11 protein-coding genes are annotated in these 16804 nt (G+C 46.9%); 8 read left to right on the top strand and 3 right to left on the bottom strand.

Annotated features, from left to right (window positions below; translation table 11 throughout):
- Positions 1–302: 302 nt before the first annotated feature.
- The 4 genes from KJS69_RS16360 to KJS69_RS16345 all read left to right on the top strand — a co-directional run bounded on the left by KJS69_RS16360 (position 303) and on the right by KJS69_RS16345 (position 4117).
- Positions 303–614 (top strand): putative signal transducing protein, encoded by a 312-nt coding sequence (locus tag KJS69_RS16360; RefSeq protein WP_213584855.1) that lies wholly within the window; start codon positions 303–305, stop codon positions 612–614.
- A 371-nt stretch (positions 615–985) separates the two neighbouring features.
- A complete protein-coding gene (locus KJS69_RS16355; protein ID WP_213584854.1) occupies positions 986–2152 on the top strand; it encodes an HD-GYP domain-containing protein in 1167 nt (388 codons plus the stop codon).
- Between the two features lie 185 nt (positions 2153–2337).
- Complete coding sequence (locus KJS69_RS16350) at positions 2338–3555, top strand: hypothetical protein (protein ID WP_213584853.1); 1218 nt, start codon at positions 2338–2340, stop codon at positions 3553–3555.
- A gap of 154 nt (positions 3556–3709) precedes the next feature.
- Positions 3710–4117 carry a hypothetical protein gene (locus KJS69_RS16345; RefSeq protein ID WP_213584852.1) on the top strand — a complete coding sequence of 136 codons (408 nt, stop codon included), beginning with the start codon at positions 3710–3712 and terminating at the stop codon, positions 4115–4117.
- 178 nt (positions 4118–4295) lie between these two features.
- Here KJS69_RS16345 and KJS69_RS16340 read toward each other — a convergent pair whose 3' ends face one another.
- Positions 4296–4517, bottom strand: a complete 222-nt coding sequence (locus KJS69_RS16340; RefSeq protein ID WP_213584851.1) for a DUF378 domain-containing protein — start codon at positions 4515–4517, stop codon at positions 4296–4298.
- Positions 4518–4915: 398 nt separating this feature from the next.
- Between KJS69_RS16340 and KJS69_RS16335 the strand changes: the two genes are divergently transcribed.
- The 4 genes from KJS69_RS16335 to KJS69_RS16320 all read left to right on the top strand — a co-directional run bounded on the left by KJS69_RS16335 (position 4916) and on the right by KJS69_RS16320 (position 13133).
- A complete protein-coding gene (locus KJS69_RS16335) occupies positions 4916–6682 on the top strand; it encodes an ABC transporter ATP-binding protein (RefSeq protein ID WP_213584850.1) in 1767 nt (588 codons plus the stop codon).
- A complete protein-coding gene (locus tag KJS69_RS16330; protein WP_249730559.1) occupies positions 6675–8741 on the top strand; it encodes an ABC transporter ATP-binding protein in 2067 nt (688 codons plus the stop codon). The genes KJS69_RS16335 and KJS69_RS16330 overlap by 8 nt, the downstream gene beginning before the upstream one ends.
- A 313-nt stretch (positions 8742–9054) precedes the next feature.
- Entirely contained in the window at positions 9055–10137 is a 1083-nt protein-coding gene (locus tag KJS69_RS16325; protein ID WP_213584848.1) for a glycoside hydrolase family 172 protein, read from the top strand.
- A gap of 332 nt (positions 10138–10469) precedes the next feature.
- The gene (locus KJS69_RS16320) at positions 10470–13133 is read left to right on the top strand and encodes a DUF4855 domain-containing protein (RefSeq protein WP_213584847.1); all 2664 of its coding nucleotides are present in this window, start codon (positions 10470–10472) and stop codon (positions 13131–13133) included.
- 753 nt (positions 13134–13886) lie between these two features.
- Here KJS69_RS16320 and KJS69_RS16315 read toward each other — a convergent pair.
- Positions 13887–15005, bottom strand: a complete 1119-nt coding sequence (locus tag KJS69_RS16315) for a transposase (protein WP_213584846.1) — start codon at positions 15003–15005, stop codon at positions 13887–13889.
- 756 nt (positions 15006–15761) lie between these two features.
- Entirely contained in the window at positions 15762–16634 is an 873-nt protein-coding gene (locus KJS69_RS16310; RefSeq protein WP_213584845.1) for an AraC family transcriptional regulator, read from the bottom strand.
- Positions 16635–16804: the final 170 nt, after the last annotated feature.

The raw sequence follows: 16804 nt of genomic DNA, 5'->3' as shown, positions 1-16804 counted from the left end.
ATCGCTTGTCCCAGGATAAGGGTTGCAGCCATCAATGAAAATTTTTCCCTCGGGAATCATTTTGTTTAGATTGCTTCTGCAGGACCCGACCAACGAGGAGGATGGACTTTGCATAAAAGAGAACAATGGTCAACCCGCTGCGGCGATAGCCGTCCGGAAATCAAGATAGAAGAGATGAATTGGGAAATTAAGGGTTAAGATAAATTTTTTACAAATAGGAATGGACAATGTGATTCACCGCATATGATTTGGGGTAACTTCTTATTGGAAGTAATAACTCCTTATAAAGGGCGGTGTTAAAAATGACGTGGGTATGGATACTGGTCATTGCGGCTATTATCGCAGTAGTCATTTGGAGATCGCGGACCAGTTGGACGACGGTGTTTGTCGGGACTGGCAACCAGATGGAGGAAGCGGAGTACAAGTACAATCTGTTGAAGGAACAAGGAATTCGCTGTAAGCTGAAATCAACCGATCCGCAAGGAGCGGCGGTTGGCATGGCGGGGCCGATCGATACGGTCCACAGCCAAGGACAGTATAAAATAGTAGTTCATCAGGATGATGTGGAGAAAGCCAAGGAACTGCTGCAAAGGCATAGCAGTGCTATTGTTTAATGGTTTTCACCTAATGGAATCCGAAACGCCTGCGTGACAGCCTCAGGCATATGCGGGCGTTCCGGATTAAATTTTTTTCAGTATCCAAACCAGTTAAGATGGAGGACCTCCTCTTCTAAAGTAACGGAGATTTTTCCAATGGGGAAATAAAATAGTAAAAGGTATAGCATTTTTCCATAATAATAGTATAATAGGAAAAAAAGGTATTAATATCGGTGCGTTCGACATCATTTGACTTGGCCCGATACGATCCGATATTATAACGATATTTCTCCCCTGGCGATAGAAGGAAATGGTCGTTCCGTGACGAAATAAGGTAAGGGAAAGAGCATTCGACACAGACTAATCCGTAGCTATGGGGTAATCACTATATGCGTATAGATCTATTGAACGACACGCTTAAACAACAAGAACGCCGAGCGGTTAAGTTATTTCTGTTCTTATTCTACTTAATTAATATTTCTTATGACGCATTCTATTATTACTTATTTCCTCTATTTATCCAGGACCCTAAATTCGGTTTTGAGAACAGCCTGGTCGGATGGGGTGAATATTTCGTTCAACTGCTGCTTTTGTTTACGGCGTTTTTTTTACTTAAGCGCAACGAGCCGCAGAAGATCAAATATATATTTTTTATCGTTTACACCTTGACGACTATAGTAGGGGAACTGATAGTTTACTCCAATTCGGAGGTAGAATATACAAGCGGCAACATTGTCGAGCTGTTTCTAGTTCTGTTTTCTCCGATTTTTATCAATAAAACCTTTTGCTGGGTCGTCTCTGGCGGCACTGTGCTGAAATATTTGCTGGTCGGACTTGTTCTGCAGAACCCGGAGGTTCTACTCCCGATTTTATTGGTGCTCTGCCTGACGGTCGTCGCGTTTATTCTGCTTAACCGATTTGAGGGATACGTGCGGGCCATCGGCCAGTCCTACAGCAGTCAGCTTGAGGGGATCGTCAGAGGAGTTATTGCGGCTCTGGAGCTTAAGGATCCCTATACGCGAGGACACAGCGAGCGGGTGGCTCAATATGCGAGTTTGTTCGCCCGGCATCTGGAGAGCTTCAGTGAAGAAGAACTGAAGAGCTTTTACTATGCTTGCCTGCTTCATGATGTAGGGAAAGTACATATACCGGATGAGATTCTAATGAAGCCATCGAATCTCACTAATGAAGAATACGAGATTATTAAGGAGCACCCTGTCGTAGGGGCGGATGCAATTAAAGATATCGAAGGCTTGGAGGACTGTATAGACGTCATTCGCTATCACCATGAGAGATGGGATGGCAAAGGGTATCCGGATCGTCTGCAAGGGGAGGAAATTCCTTTGTTGGCACGGATTACATCGATTGCAGACGCTTTCGACGCAATGACGACCCACCGCTCCTATCGTCCGGCGCTTCCTCTGGATGTGGCCTATCAAAGAATACTGCAGGGAAAAGGCACCCAATTCGATCCGCAGCTTGTGGAAATATTTGTCAAGGTTTATCCTTCCTGGGTCGCTCATTATTACGCCCAGACGAAGATGAACATAGAATAAACTTACGTAAATGTAACTTCCAAGATGAAACTATTCGAGGAGGTGAGACAAAGTGAAAATTCGTAAATTGTCCAGAATCAAATTAACTTGTTGGTGGTGTGGTTGGAGAAGATAAGCAATGGTGGAAAGAGGATGCTTCCCTAATAGTGGCATCCTTTTTTCTATTTAAATAAGGAGACGGAGATATGGAATTAACCCTGGACAGCCGAATGAAGCTGCGCGGACTAACGATTCATGAAAAACGAAAAAATTATATCGTCGAAGAGTCGGAGAGTGGAGACTTCTACGAAATGCCCGCCATTTGTATCGATGCCATTCAACTGCTGCAGGTCGATGCACCTCTGGCGGAAATTGAAGAGCAGTTGAAGAATAAATACCCGTCAGAGGATGTCGACGTGCTGGAGTTTGCCAACCAACTGATCGAGTTGGGGCTGGTCGATGAAGTCGATGGGCAGCCGATAGCCGGGGACAAAGAGAAGGGCGAGAAAGCAGGCCGGCTTCTCGTTTCACCTGCGACCGGCCGATTTTTTTTCAACAGGCTTTCGTTGATTGTCTATGCAGTTCTACTCGGTGCCATTGTAACGGTGTTTGCCGTCCGGCCGGATTTATTTCCGCATTATCGGGATTTTTTTATAACGGATTGGATGCTCGTCAACTCCGGTGTCTGGCTGGTTATGTCTCTGCTCGTCGTCCTGTTTCATGAGCTCGGTCATTTTTTGGCGGTGCGGGCGGAGGGGCTCTCGTCTCGTCTGGGCATCGGGCACCGTTTATTTCTCGTTGTCTTCGAGACGGATATGAATGGGGTCTGGAGGCTGCCCGCTAATCGAAGATATGTTCCTTATCTTGGTGGGATATGCTTCGACATAGTGCTTTTGTTCACCGCTTTAATGATCCGGATGCTGGCGGGAGACACGCTGGTGTGGCTATCCGGCGTTGCGGGCATGGTTGTCTTTTATATTTTCATTACGCTAATCTATCAGTGCTTGTTTTTTATGAAGACGGATTTGTATTACGTCATCGAGAATGCATTGGGGACCTATAATTTAATGGAAAATAGCCGCTCCTTGCTGAGCCGTCAGTTGTCGCGCGCCGGCCTTGGGAATCTGCCGGGGTTCAAAGCAAAGGAGTCCATTGTGTACGAAGGGGAGGAGAAGCTGGTTAAAGGCTACGCGGTATTTTACCTGGCGGGTCTGGCGGTTAGTCTGGCCTTGTTTCTCGTTTATTTTTTTCCTCAATTTGTTTATGCTTTCTCCATTAGTGTTCCTAAGCTCACGGAGCCGGTTACAACCGTTGCCTACTGGGACGGTCTTTTCTTTATGATCGAGGCGGCTTTGATGATCGGCTTGCTTGTTTATTCCTGGATCCGTAAGTATACACCTGCAAGACTGCCTCGGGACAACTAAAGGAGGGCTTGTCAATCTGATTGTGACTGCACGGCATTACATGGTACCGTACTGTAACCTGTGGGCAAGAAAGATCCGGTTAGAAACAGATAAATTAGGGTAAGACAAAGTATAGAGAGCAGATAAAAAACTTCTAATTGGAGGAGTATGAACAATGCCCAGAACAATTCAGGCGTATTTTAGAACGGAAGACGATGCCGAAAGCGCAAGGACGAAGCTGCAAACCTATGCTGTCACCGATATGGAAGTAGGCGAGTTGCAGGATAAGCTTTCCGAGGATGTCCGCTTGTTAACCCCATTTGTTGCGGGGGCTGCAGGGGCAGACGGTTCGTTGATGGGTTCGGGAGCGGGAGTGACGGGGAGTGATCGTGGGGTCCCGGTTGTGGTGGCCATGGATGTTTGGGACAGGGATTCGGACGAGGCATCCGACTCCGGGGCGGATGACCTTTCCTTGGACGATTTTACCTATGTGCTTTCCTGTCAGGTGGAAGACGAAGATTATGACGAGCTTATAGATGTGATTCGGCGGAACGGAGGCTCTGTAAAAGTATTCCAGGCCTGAGGCCCATGGCTGACTCCGATCATTAGGAGTCAGTGTTTTATTTTTACCAAATAGTCAAGAGAGGGCATGGCAAAAAATCATCCCAACCTGATCTAACAGCGGGTTGGGATGGTTTTTGATTATGGATGTTTCGTTCGTAATCGTTCGGATCATTCTGGCCCATTGATCGCTTTCAGAATTAATCAGCCGTTGCCGGACGACTATCATCGGCTACTTTATTGAACAGAGAGAACGCGTAGATAGCGGCAACTCCGACAATCACATAAATGATTCGGGATACGGGACTGCTCATTCCGCCGAAAATCCCTCCGACCAAATCCCATTGGAAGAGTCCGAATAGCAGCCAATTCAAACCTCCGATAATTAGCAAAACCAGGGATAGTATGTTTAATGTTCTCATTTTTCAGTCCTCCTTTATTTGATAATTCGAACAGGTTGTAAATAATATGTCTTTACATTACTTATATTGGTAATTTACCCGTTTTTTTATTCATGTAAGGAGAGTATATGTTTGATACGGAAGGGCAGCAATCTCTTGTGCATTATTATAACCCGGAAAAAACAATTATAACCAAGTATTCCCAATAGATAGCGAATCGGATATGCTACAATAATAAGCTCCCTTCCCATGCAAAAATTTTGCTTAAGCCAGTTTCGGGTTGAATACAAACGAACATATGTTTGTTATAATGTTTATTGAAGATTAGCCCTATTAAGGAGGTGAGCCTATGATCTGTATCGAATGGCAAAACGTGAAAAGCGATTTTGTGCATTTAATTGGACCAATGAGGTGAGAGAATGTCTTTCGTTATTAAGTTGCAATGGTTTTTTAAGCAGCACTGGATGAAGTATATGTTAGCTATCACCTTAATGGCTTTGGTCAGTCTCGGGAATATGATTCCTCCGAGAGTTATCGGTCAAGTGATCGACTCGATCCGTATCTCCGAACTAACTCAGGCGGGACTGGTCTCTACCGTTAGTCTGCTTGTAGGCCTGGCTGTAGTTACCTACCTAGTTAACTACATATGGATGACTTCTTTGTTCGGCAATTCAATTTTACTGGAGAAAACAATGCGCAGCCGGCTAATGAAGCATTGGACTCGCATGACTCCTTCCTTCTTTCAACGCAACCGGACCGGAGACCTGATGGCGCTGGCTACGAACGATGTGCTGGCCGTAAGCCAGACCGCGGGGTTCGGCGTTCTAACGCTGGTGAATACGGTTGTCGGAATAACGGTCGTACTGGGGACTATGGTCGTGTTCACCAGCTACAAGCTGATGCTGGCGGCACTCATTCCGCTGCCGTTTCTGGCGCTTGCGATCAGCCGCTTGGGCAAGGCGATGAGACAAAGATTTCTGGCTTCACAGGAAGCATTCGGAAGGATGAACGATCAAGCCCTTGAATCGATCTCGGGTATGAGAGTCATCCGATCTTACGTGCAAGAGACAGAGGACGCGGCTTCTTTTCGTGAAGTAACGACGGATGTCATGAATAAAAATAGAAAAGTAGCGATCATCGGCGCCTTGTTCCAACCGGTTATATCGACGATTGTCGGGCTGAGCTATTCGATCGGAATCGGCTACGGCTCTTATCTGGTGTTTCAAGGCGACCTTTCACTTGGACAATTGGTTACGTTCAACATTTACTTGGGGCAATTGGTCTGGCCGATGATTGCGTTTGGAGAGTTCATTAACATTTTGCAGAGAGGCAGTGCTTCGGTTGACCGACTGGAATCTTCCCTCGCTCAGAAAGCCGATGTTCGGGAGCCTGCGCATCCGTTGGAAGCGAGCCATCCGCTAAATATAGAGCTGAAGAATTTGACCTTTCGCTACCCGGGATCCAACGTCAACAGCTTGAATGGAATTTCCGTTCGGGTCAACCAGGGCGAAACTCTCGGTGTAGTAGGTCGGACGGGAAGCGGCAAAAGCACTCTGCTTAAGCAGCTCCTCCGCCTGTATCCCGTGGAGCCTGACAGACTATTCATTAGCGGACATTCTATAGACGCGATCTCCATCGATCAAATCCGCAGTTGGGTCGGCTATGTGCCCCAAGAGCATATGCTGCTCTCCAAGACGATTGCCGAGAATATAGCGTTGGGGAAGACGGAGGCTGGGGAAGAAGAGATCCGTCGGGCGGTAGAGATGGCCTCGTTCACAGGCGATGTGGAACAAATGAAGGACGGGCTCCAAACGATTGTAGGAGAGAATGGGGTTATGCTTTCAGGGGGCCAGAAGCAGCGGCTTGCCATCGCCCGAGCGCTCCTCGTCGCGCCGGAGATATTGTTGCTTGATGACGCCCTGTCAGCCGTTGATGCACGAACCGAGAGTATCATCCTGCGTAATCTGCGCCGGGAGAGAGCGGACAAAACGACCTGGATAGCGACACACCGGCTCTCGGCTGTCAGCCATGCCAACTGGATTCTTGTGCTGGAGGAAGGCCGAGTGATCGAGGAAGGGACGCACGACCAGCTCATGAGGTTGGGCGGTTGGTACAGGCAGCAGTATGACAAGCAGCAATTGGAAGCGAGCTTGCTGGAGAATGGGAAGGAGGCGGAACATGAATAAGTCTAAATCATCTCTTACCGGGAGACTGTTCCGATATGCCCTCCTCTATAAAAAAACAATTATCATCGCATTGCTTATTCTGGTTGCGGCGACAGGCGCTCAATTAGCGGGCCCCTACATTGCAAAAATTATAATCGATCAGCATATCCAGGGGATCGAAAAGCCGTGGTATTCGGCCGATCCGGAAACGGTGCCGGAAGGGATTCAATCCGTACGTTATCAGGATAGGGCCTTTGTCAGGAGCGATTGGCTGAAGAGCGGACAACAGATCCCGGATTCATGGGAAAAAGCGAGCATATCGGTCATTGGCGCTTCCTTCTATCTCATCGTCGGTGAAATACCGGAAGGCGCGGTCTGGAATGTAGTTTCCGATGAAACAGTGGAAATTAGCACGGATGGGGTGACGGAATCCTATTCTGCCGCCAAACTCGGCAAGGATGACATTGCCCGATTCTACAGCTTCGATTTCAAGCCGGTGCTCTGGCTGATCGGTCTTTATATTATTCTTCTGCTGGCAGCCAGCGGGTTCACCTTCATTCAATCTTATTTATTGCAGACCGCTGCGCTCGGCATCATCCAGAAGATGCGTACAGATGTGATGAATCATATTCAGCGCATCCCTATCCGCTATTTTGACAACACTCCGATAGGTGCTGTCGTATCGCGGATTGCCAACGATACCGAGGCGATTAAAGAATTATTCATGAGCTTTATGGCCACGTTTGTCGTCAGCGGTGTCAATATGATCGGAATTATTGTCGCTCTATTTCTTTTGGATACGAAGCTGGCCTTTATCACCTTGTTGCTAATTCCGGTCTTTGTCGTCATTATGGCTGTTCATCTCCGGTTTTCCAAAGTCTACGTTACCATTATGCGCGCCAGATTAAGCGATATGAACGCCAAACTGAACGAATCGATTCATGTTATGCCGATCATCCAGGCTTTTCGCCGAGAGAAGAAGACGATCGAAGAGTTCGAGACACTTAACGAGGATCGATATGTGAATCAGAAGAAGCAATTCCGGGTATTTTCGTTATCGTCACGGAATGCCGTCGGCCTGATCATCAGTCTGGTTACGGCGGGGGTCATTTGGAAATTCGGAGGCGATTCATTACGGGCGGTTATTTCCTTCGGAGTGCTTTATGCCTTCATCGATTATTTGAGCCGATTTGCCCAGCCGATTATCGGCATTTTTGATCAATTGCTCAATGCCCAACGCGCCTTCGTGTCCGCCGAACGGGTATTTCACCTGATGGATCAGCCAGCCGAGAATGAAATCGTGGAGACGAGCAAGGAAACGATCAGGAGACCGGAAGGCCATGTCCAATTCGATGGGGTATCCTTCGCTTACAACGGGGACGATTATGTGCTCAAAAATATTACGTTCGAAGCGAATAAAGGAGAGACCGTTGCTTTAGTTGGACATACCGGCTCGGGCAAAAGCTCGATTATGAACCTGCTGCTCGGCTTTTACGAGACTAGCTTGGGGGCAATCCGCATCGACGGCCGGGATATTCGCGATTATTCCAAGCAGGAGCTGCGTAAGCATATGGGCATTGTTCTGCAGGATCCCTTCTTATTTACCGGCGACATTAAATTTAATGTCAGTCTATATGATCCGACGATCGGACCGGAGCAGGTGAAAAAAGCGCTGCGAGACGTAGGCGCGGCTTCCTTCGTCGAGCAGCTTCCGCAAGCGTACGATACTCCGGTAGTGGAGAGAGGAAGCACGCTTTCTGCCGGGCAACGTCAGCTTATTTCGTTCGCGAGAGCCCTCGCCTATAATCCGGCTATCCTCATTCTCGATGAGGCTACGGCGAGCATCGACAGCGAAACCGAAGGGCTCATCCAGCAGGCGCTGAAGGTGCTGAGCAAAGGTCGGACGACCTTCATTATTGCGCATCGGCTGTCCACGATTAAAGAGGCCGACCAAATTCTCGTGCTGCATCGCGGAGAAATCGTGGAGAGAGGAACGCACGAGGAATTAATGCAGAAGCAAGGGCGCTACTTCCGGATGTACCAGCTGCAAACCGGGGAAACGGCGGCGGGATCGGCCTAGGCGTAGATACAGACAGAGTGTATACATGAAATTTATCGTCGCCTTACCCGTACCGTCACGCTCATCGGGAGAAACGCGCGTTCAGATAGCGCATTTCCGTCGGGATAGGATGAATAAACTTAGAGCTTTTTCGGGGTCTGAAGACCCGGGAAAAGCTCTTATTTATTTGACGTGTGTCAGTTGTCATTATTTTTAAGTGATCAGTAGTTAAATATGATCAGAATCGGTTAACCATTTGCTAATTTGCGCTAAATCCATCGCCTTCTTTTTCTATTATGATTGGGAGCATAACATAGAATTTAGGAGGGTTCACATGCAGTCATTTAACGGGCTTGGGATGGGAATGGGCAATTTATCCAGGTTGTCGCGGGCAAAGACAAGATCCATCAGCGCTGAGAACTTTACCGGTGAAAAAGGAAAGGGAGGTATGGCTACCGAGGGAACTGGAAAGGATTTTGCAAAGGATTTGGGTCCCGGGTGGAAAATTTCCCCGTCCGTACATATTCCGGCTAACACTACATTTACGTTGGCGGAGATAGAAGGTCCAGGTGCTCTTCAGCATATTTGGATGACCAGCTTCCCGACGACCTGGAGAACGTGGATTCTAAGGATGTATTGGGATGGGGAAGATAAGCCTTCCGTGGAGGTTCCTCTCGGCGACTTTTTCTGCAATGGCTGGTGTGAGCGCAGCAACGTAAATTCGCTTCCGGTTGCTGTCAATCCGGCGGGGGGCTTCAATTGCTATTGGGAAATGCCGTTTAAAAAATCGGCCAAAATTACGATGGAGAACCGATCGAATGAGACAGCGATTTTATTTTACCAGATTGATTATACACTAACCGAAGTACCCGAGGATGCGGGATATTTCCATGCGCAGTGGCGCCGAAGCAATCCTTTGCCTTACAAGGAGGTCCATACGCTGCTGGATGCTGCGCAGGGGCAGGGTCACTATGTCGGAACCTATTTGGCTTGGCAATCCAATAATAATGGCTGGTTCGGGGAAGGGGAAATCAAATTTTACCTCGATGGGGATGAACAATACCCAACAATCTGTGGAACGGGAACAGAGGACTATTTCGGAGGCGCCTGGAACTGGGAGCAACCGCAAGGAGAATATGGCATCTATTCCACACCGTTCCTTGGTATGCATCAGGTGATCAAGCCGGATGGCCTTTACCGCAGCCAGCAGCGGTTCGGCATGTACCGCTGGCATGTGCTCGATCCTATCCGGTTTGCGCAAAATTTGCGTGTAACGATTCAGGCGCTGGGCTGGCGCTCCGAAGGAAGATACCTGCCGCTTAAGGACGATATTGCATCCACAGTTTTCTGGTACCAGTCAACGCCCTTTACAGACTTCCCGCCTCTTTCGGACAAAGATGAGTTAGAGGTCATTTAATTTCTTGGCGCCGAAACGCCATGAATGTAATTTTGCATCGGAAATATGGGCACATCCGATCAGACCATCTCCCTGTCAGGGCCGCAAGCGCGCCGGGTAAGGCGCGCCTTGCGAAACTTGACACGGTTAACCCTAACCGATTTTGCCGGCTTGAGCTTCATCCGTTCCTTCTTTTCGCAATGTCGAGTCAATGCCTTTCGCTGCCCCTTGGTTCTTGTAATTCGATAACACAATTATAGAACCTACAAGTACCTGTACTACAATGGAAGGAGGTGATCATTGACGTTTTCCCGTTTGTGTTGAAAGCGAATACAAAACATGGAGGTTTTGCAATGTCAATAAAAAAAGGATGGCTTCCTGCCGTAGTTTGTTGTTTGGCTATAGTGTTATTGTGGGGAGGTACCGTGCAGGCTTCCGCACAGGTGGAGCCAGCTTCAGGTCCGATTAACCTGGCTCACGGACTGATCCCTGAGGTGTTGAAACCTGATGCTAATATCATGTATCAAATGAACATCCCGGATTATGGTTCTCCGTCGAGTGAATTGTACAAGCTGACGGACGAGATTCCCGCCAATGTGAACGATTGGGGGGATTCCTCCTGGTTTAAATTTTATCGGGATTCCAAGCGGGAATTAATCTTTGAACTGGAACAGCTCAGTACGATTAACGAATTATCGATAGGCTTCGGGCAAAGAAGCGATGTCGGGATTGCCCCGCCGCTTAATGTCAGATATTATGCTTCCAGCGATGGGGATAATTACGTCTTTCTGGGTAAGGCGGAAGCTGATGCTCCGCTGTACTTTGAGAATGTGAAGCCGGGCCCTGACCATAAAGATATTCATCTAAAAAAATACAGGCTCGATAAAGTAGGTACAGAGCCCATGAATATTCAGGCGAGATTTATTAAAATCTCCTTCGTAGTCGATGTCAACTGTTGGGCTGACGAAGTCGAGATTTCGGGATATAAGGGGATTGTGAACGGAGCTCAGCCCCCTAAGGCACAGCTTGATCCGGACAATCCCGAAGTGAATCGCTTCCCGGCTCCGGGATCGAAGGAAGCCGCCTATATGTCCGATCAGTTCCTGTTTCCCACGGGCGCTTATAAAGATCCGGAAATCACCAATTGGACCAAAGAGAAGGTACTAAGCGTCCTGGGTTATCAGGATCTGAAGGGGAATTATACCGATTGGCTGTTCGATGATATTCTTTTTACAACGGTGGCTGCGATTATTACGCCTTCCGGGTTTGATTCCAACGGATTTGGCATCTTTGCGACTGAGGCCGATTATAATTCTTATTTGGATTTCGTCTTCCAGGAAGAAACCCAGCTCGGAGCCATTAACAAGGCGGCTGGCGAACTAAACGCTCTTTTGGGCACGGATAAAAAAGTTAGAATTAACTTTGCTATTCCGAAATTGACAGCCAGCTCCGATTTCGGGGATATATACGGAGACGGCCGTAAGGTCAGCCTTAAACCGGAAGATTTCGCCGATCAGGTGAGCGATTCCGATAGCGAAGCAGGCAAGATGGAAATGGCGCGGCTTGCTCTGGAGAACAAAAAAGCAGCCATTCGCTGGTATATTGACGAAGTAGAGAAAAGATTTGCAGAAGCAGGATATAACAATCTAACCTTAAACAGCTATTACTGGGTCCCTGAAAAAATATTTGACACGGGAGATTTTGAAGTGATTAGGGGCACGGCAAATTATTTGAAGAGCAAAAATTATTTTTTTACATGGGTGCCCTATCTGCAGTCGCAATCTCCTTATCTGTGGAGAGAGCTCGGCTTCACGGCTGCGTCCATACAACCCAACTATGCCTTTAACCTTTACAAAAAAGGGGTTCTGTCCGCCACTGCCGATATTGCCCGCAAGGTCGGTGCTTCCGTAGAGGTAGAGTATAATGATTATCATACGTTGGCCCAATATTTAAATTATGGCATTGCGGAAGGGCACATGAAAGACACGTTTAACGTTTATTATTTGGCCACTACGCCGATCGTGGACGGGGCCAACGCCTATCTTCCGCTCCATCCTAATAAAGCGGCGGATGGGACATCGATGATTAAGCGGACCGTGTATGATCGAATCTATGAATATGTGAAGGATTCGTATGTTAGAAGGTTCACCATGACGCTCGCAACCGATCTAAGCCAGCCGGATCGATTGTCGGTTGTGCCTAAGATCACGCTCGCCGATCATTTCACAGAGGGCCATTTTACAGTACTATACGATTCGGATAAAGTAGATTTTCAGTCGTATGAGCTTCCCCCTTCTCTTGTCGGAAAAGCACAGGTGACCGTGACTGCCACTACTCCAGGAGAGGTAAAGGTGACATTTAAGGTGAATCAGTCGGAGGATGCGCTTTACAGTGATTTGGCCCAAAAACAAGATCCTGTCTCAAGTGCCGTCGAGATGACCAAGCTGTATTTCAGCGCCAAAGAGGGAGTTCCCGCAGAAGAGATCAAACACCGGAACTTTATCATCGCACGGGAAGGAACGATGACCGATATCAATGGAGAGGTTTATCTAAACTGGGGTGAAAGCGACATCCTCCCCGGCTCGCTTGAGGAGCAAATTGTTCAGGCCGCGGAGGCTGTTCGCAACGCCGAGGCTTCCTTGACTCTCAAGGCAGCCGTAGACGCTGTAGAGAAGATCGGCAGGCTCCCGGAAGGTGGTAACAAAAGCAGGTTGAATGAACGCTTGTGGAAGGTTAAAGGGCAAATTGGCATCTCTCCCGTTTCACAGCTGCTGGATGGCTACGAGGTTTCAGGAGACATCCGCGAACCGCTGCTACACAAGCTTCGCAACCGCATCGAGCAAGCGGAACATCATGACAGCAAAGGGCATGGGCCGCAGGCAGTCAAGCAATTAAATGATTTTGTGAAACACCTGAACATGAATTCCAACCTCAAACAAGTATCTTCTGACGCTAAGGACATACTTAATGCGGAGGTTCAACGATTGATCCAACTATGGTCGGGACTAACTCCTTAACGTTTCCTTCATAACGATAATAAAAGCGACTGGATTGCAACAATCGACTTTGGTAATACGAATGACCATAGCACGGATTTAACTTAAAAAGCTGAATTAGGAATAAAATGCTCATACACGTACGACCATACAACAAAAGGAAACAACTAAATATGAACATGAACTTTCAATAGGGATATCTATTAACGAATGGCGCCTACTCAGCTTCCAGCTGTAGGCGTCAGTTTTTTGTTGCTCTAAATTTAAAATTAATACCTCTCCTTTTTTGAGCAATTTATTAAGTCACATCTCCTTGGTCCAACTTTCGTTATTTTGTCCATACCCTGCCCACATCTTAGCCCATATCTTATTAAACATTGTCCAGACCTTAGCTAAGTCTTATTCAAATCTTGGAGCAAACCTTGCTAAAATCTTTAACTCGCTTTGCCAAACCTTCACATTTATTGCCGATACTTCGGTATATATATTGCTTTTCGCGAGCTTCTGACTGTTATCCCCTTAGCTCAGAAAAATAGATTACTTCACGTCATCCCTACCAATTGAGTTCAATTCTCCTCTTCTGATTTGTACCACAACCATACCATTAGGTATAAATTTAAATAAAATTTGAAGAAATCTAACACAAAACTGGCATTTCAAAACTACAATACAAAGCCGGCGATCGAAAAATCACCTGCAACAACGACAAAAAACATCACTGGATAGAGAGTCACGTGAAGTAACGAAAGACTTGTAAAGGTTTCTGGGCTTCGCTCACAAAGGCCCGCATAAGACATTGGCCAGGGGATCGAATATGGGTCTGTTTTGCAATTGTAAATTTAGACGGAAACAGAATTCATCAAGGTAGTACTGTAAATATTTCGGTCCGATCCCGTTAAATGTTCGGTTTATCCACGATCTCGCTTTGCGGACATACTTTCGCAGGGAAGGAATACGGTGATGACGAAAAAGTCTTGTCTCAATCTTTACTTCCTCTGCATCTGAGCTAATGTGCTGCTCGGTGAATTGCTGACATGCGGCCGGTAGGATTGAGCCATGCTGAATATTTTGTGGGTGAATGGTTTTTATTTTAATTTGGTAAGGTTCAGTTCCTTTACCTAGGGAAGCAGCGACGAACACAGGCATCTGCTCCGGGTAAAGGTCTAAGAGCGAAGTAGCGTTATGGAATGGACGGTAGAAGGCCATTCCTCCCTTTATCATACCGGTTAGGGGCCGCCTGTTATCGGCCTGAGCTAAAGCTTGACGAATTTTGTGAAGAATCAACCACGCTGTTTTATAAGTGACATGGAGGAGTGAGCTTAACTGAACGGCATTCGTGCCTCGATCGGCATGCGATACCAGATGAAAGGCAAGAAACCATTTACATAGCGAAGTGCGGCTTCCTTCCATTACGGTCCCAGCGATCAGAGAGGTCTGGTGCCGGCAACTGCGGCATTCATAGAGTGGAAGCCGGCGGGAACGAATGACGTAGGCCTGCTTATGCTCACAACGAGGGCAGGAAAAGCCGTTAGGCCATTTCGCTTGATAGATGAACTGTGCACAGTCTTCCTCTGTCTTAAAACGATTCCGAAAGGCTTTTTCCTCTAAACGCAAAGATTGTTCGTTCCATTTGAAAATGCCATTCAACTCAAAATTTAACTTTACATCTGAATGTAAATGCAAGACTTTACTGATACCCGTATTCCAGTCTTGCTTTCGATGAGAATCTAAACCGGAACTCCAATCTAACTTTCTATGCAATTTTGAACTGAAAGTCGCATCTGATTTCCTGTGCAAACTTGAATTGGTAGATCTGCCCGATTTTCCTTGCAGGCCTGAACTGAAATTCTCAGCCAGCCTTACATCCGAAATATTGGAACCTAATAGAGCCATTGCATTCACCCTCAAAGAACGTGCGTTTTCATTTATCATACCAAACATACGTTCTTATTTCAAGCTTTCTTATTTGTCTATGTTTTAAGGCAAGTTAAACGAGCTTTCGAGCGCTTTGAGAGAAGAAACTTATAAAAACCATTAAAAAGTATATTAAATATCTAACTATGAGAGGAACATCGATCTTCTGACATAGTCGAAAGAAGGAACGAGGCTCTGAGTGAAAGGGATAGCGGTCGAAAGGCATGGATAAGGGGATTGCCCGGACTGAGAAGGAACTGGTGAAAGGGATAGCGGTCGAAAGGCATGGATAAGGGAGATTGCCCGGACTGGAAGGAACTGGTGAAAGGGATAGCGGTCGAAAGGCATGGATAAGGGGATTGCCCCGGCTGAGAAGGAACTGAGTGAAAGGGATAGCGGTCGAAAGGCATGGATAAGGGGATTGCCCGGACTGGAAGGAACTGGTGAAAGGGATAGCGGTCAAAAGGCATGGATAAGGGAGATTGGCCCGGCTGAGAAGGAACTGAGTGAAAGGGATAACGGTCACAAGGTTCTGGAAAAGTGAAAATGGCCCGGCCAAACGGAGAGTGAACTGAGTGAAAGGGATAGCGGTCAAAAGGCATGGATAAAGGGAATTGGCCCGGCTGAGAAGGAACTGAGTGAAAGGGATAACGCTCACAAGGTTCTGGATGAAAGGGAAACTGGCCCGGCCAAGAACGGAGAGTGAACTGAGTAAGAGGGATATTGGGAATGTCATTAAAGTTTCTTACTGCGGTAAAAGGAAGGGGGGACTCCTTCCAATTGCTTGAATGCCCGGCTAAATGCATGAATGCTTTGAAATCCGACCTCTTCTGCTATTTCGGTTAACGGGGTAGAGGTAAATTGGATCATTTCCTTCGCTTTCTCTATCCGCACTATCTGGTGATATTTGATAGGGGAGCTTCCGAAGGCTTTTTTGAATAGACGAATAAAATGATGATTACTCAGGTTTGCCATTTCCGCCAGCTTCTCCACATTCACCTCTTCATTGAAATGATGGTTCAAAAATTGCTTAACCTTGGTCAATTGCTCCCAATTGGAATGGATATGACTGTTCTGATTCCAATGATGTTCTCTCAGCAGGTAAATCCAAAGCTGGATGAATAACCCTTTGACGGAAGCTTGGCTGAAGGGTAGTCCCATATTAAATTCGCGGATGAGATCGAGCAGCAGTTTCTCGAAAACAAGCGGATTCCGCAGCCGGAAATGATTGGGCAGATCAAAAGGGGGCATAGAACAATCGTCTTCACGAAACCAAGAGCGCTCTAGCGGAGACATTTCTTCAATAGGTTTAAAAGAAACCTTGACCTCTGGACTGTCTGGCCGATAAAACAAATCAAAGTGGATATGCGGCTGACGGAGGGGTATGCTGCCTTTCACGGTAATGGAGTGTTTTTGTTTTGGTTTAAACAGAAAAATATCGCCTGGTTGACCATCGTAAACTTGATCCAGAACCGTTACTCTGGCTTCTCCTTCCTTAACATACAGCAGCTCATAATCGAAGAGATCCCTCTCCTTGACTTTCCAAGATGGGATGATGATGTTATCTAAGGCCACCCGGATATAAGGTGATAAGGCGTTCAAATCCATGGAGAACCCCCTCCCGTTTTTGCTGATTAAAATTATTGTAGGGGACGGGCTCCAAATTAGCAATATGCGTTAAATGATTAACGCTTCTGGATAAATACCTCAGAATCCCGAGGGAGTTATGATGAAAGAGAAGGAATTCTGAACAAAATCGATGCGAAGAGAACCAATGT

It is taken from the genome of Paenibacillus sp. J2TS4 (assembly GCF_018403245.1).
GTDB lineage: Bacteria > Bacillota > Bacilli > Paenibacillales > NBRC-103111 > Paenibacillus_L.
The sequence above is the reverse complement of the archived record's forward strand: the minus strand, read 5'-3'. Positions and strand labels throughout refer to the sequence as shown.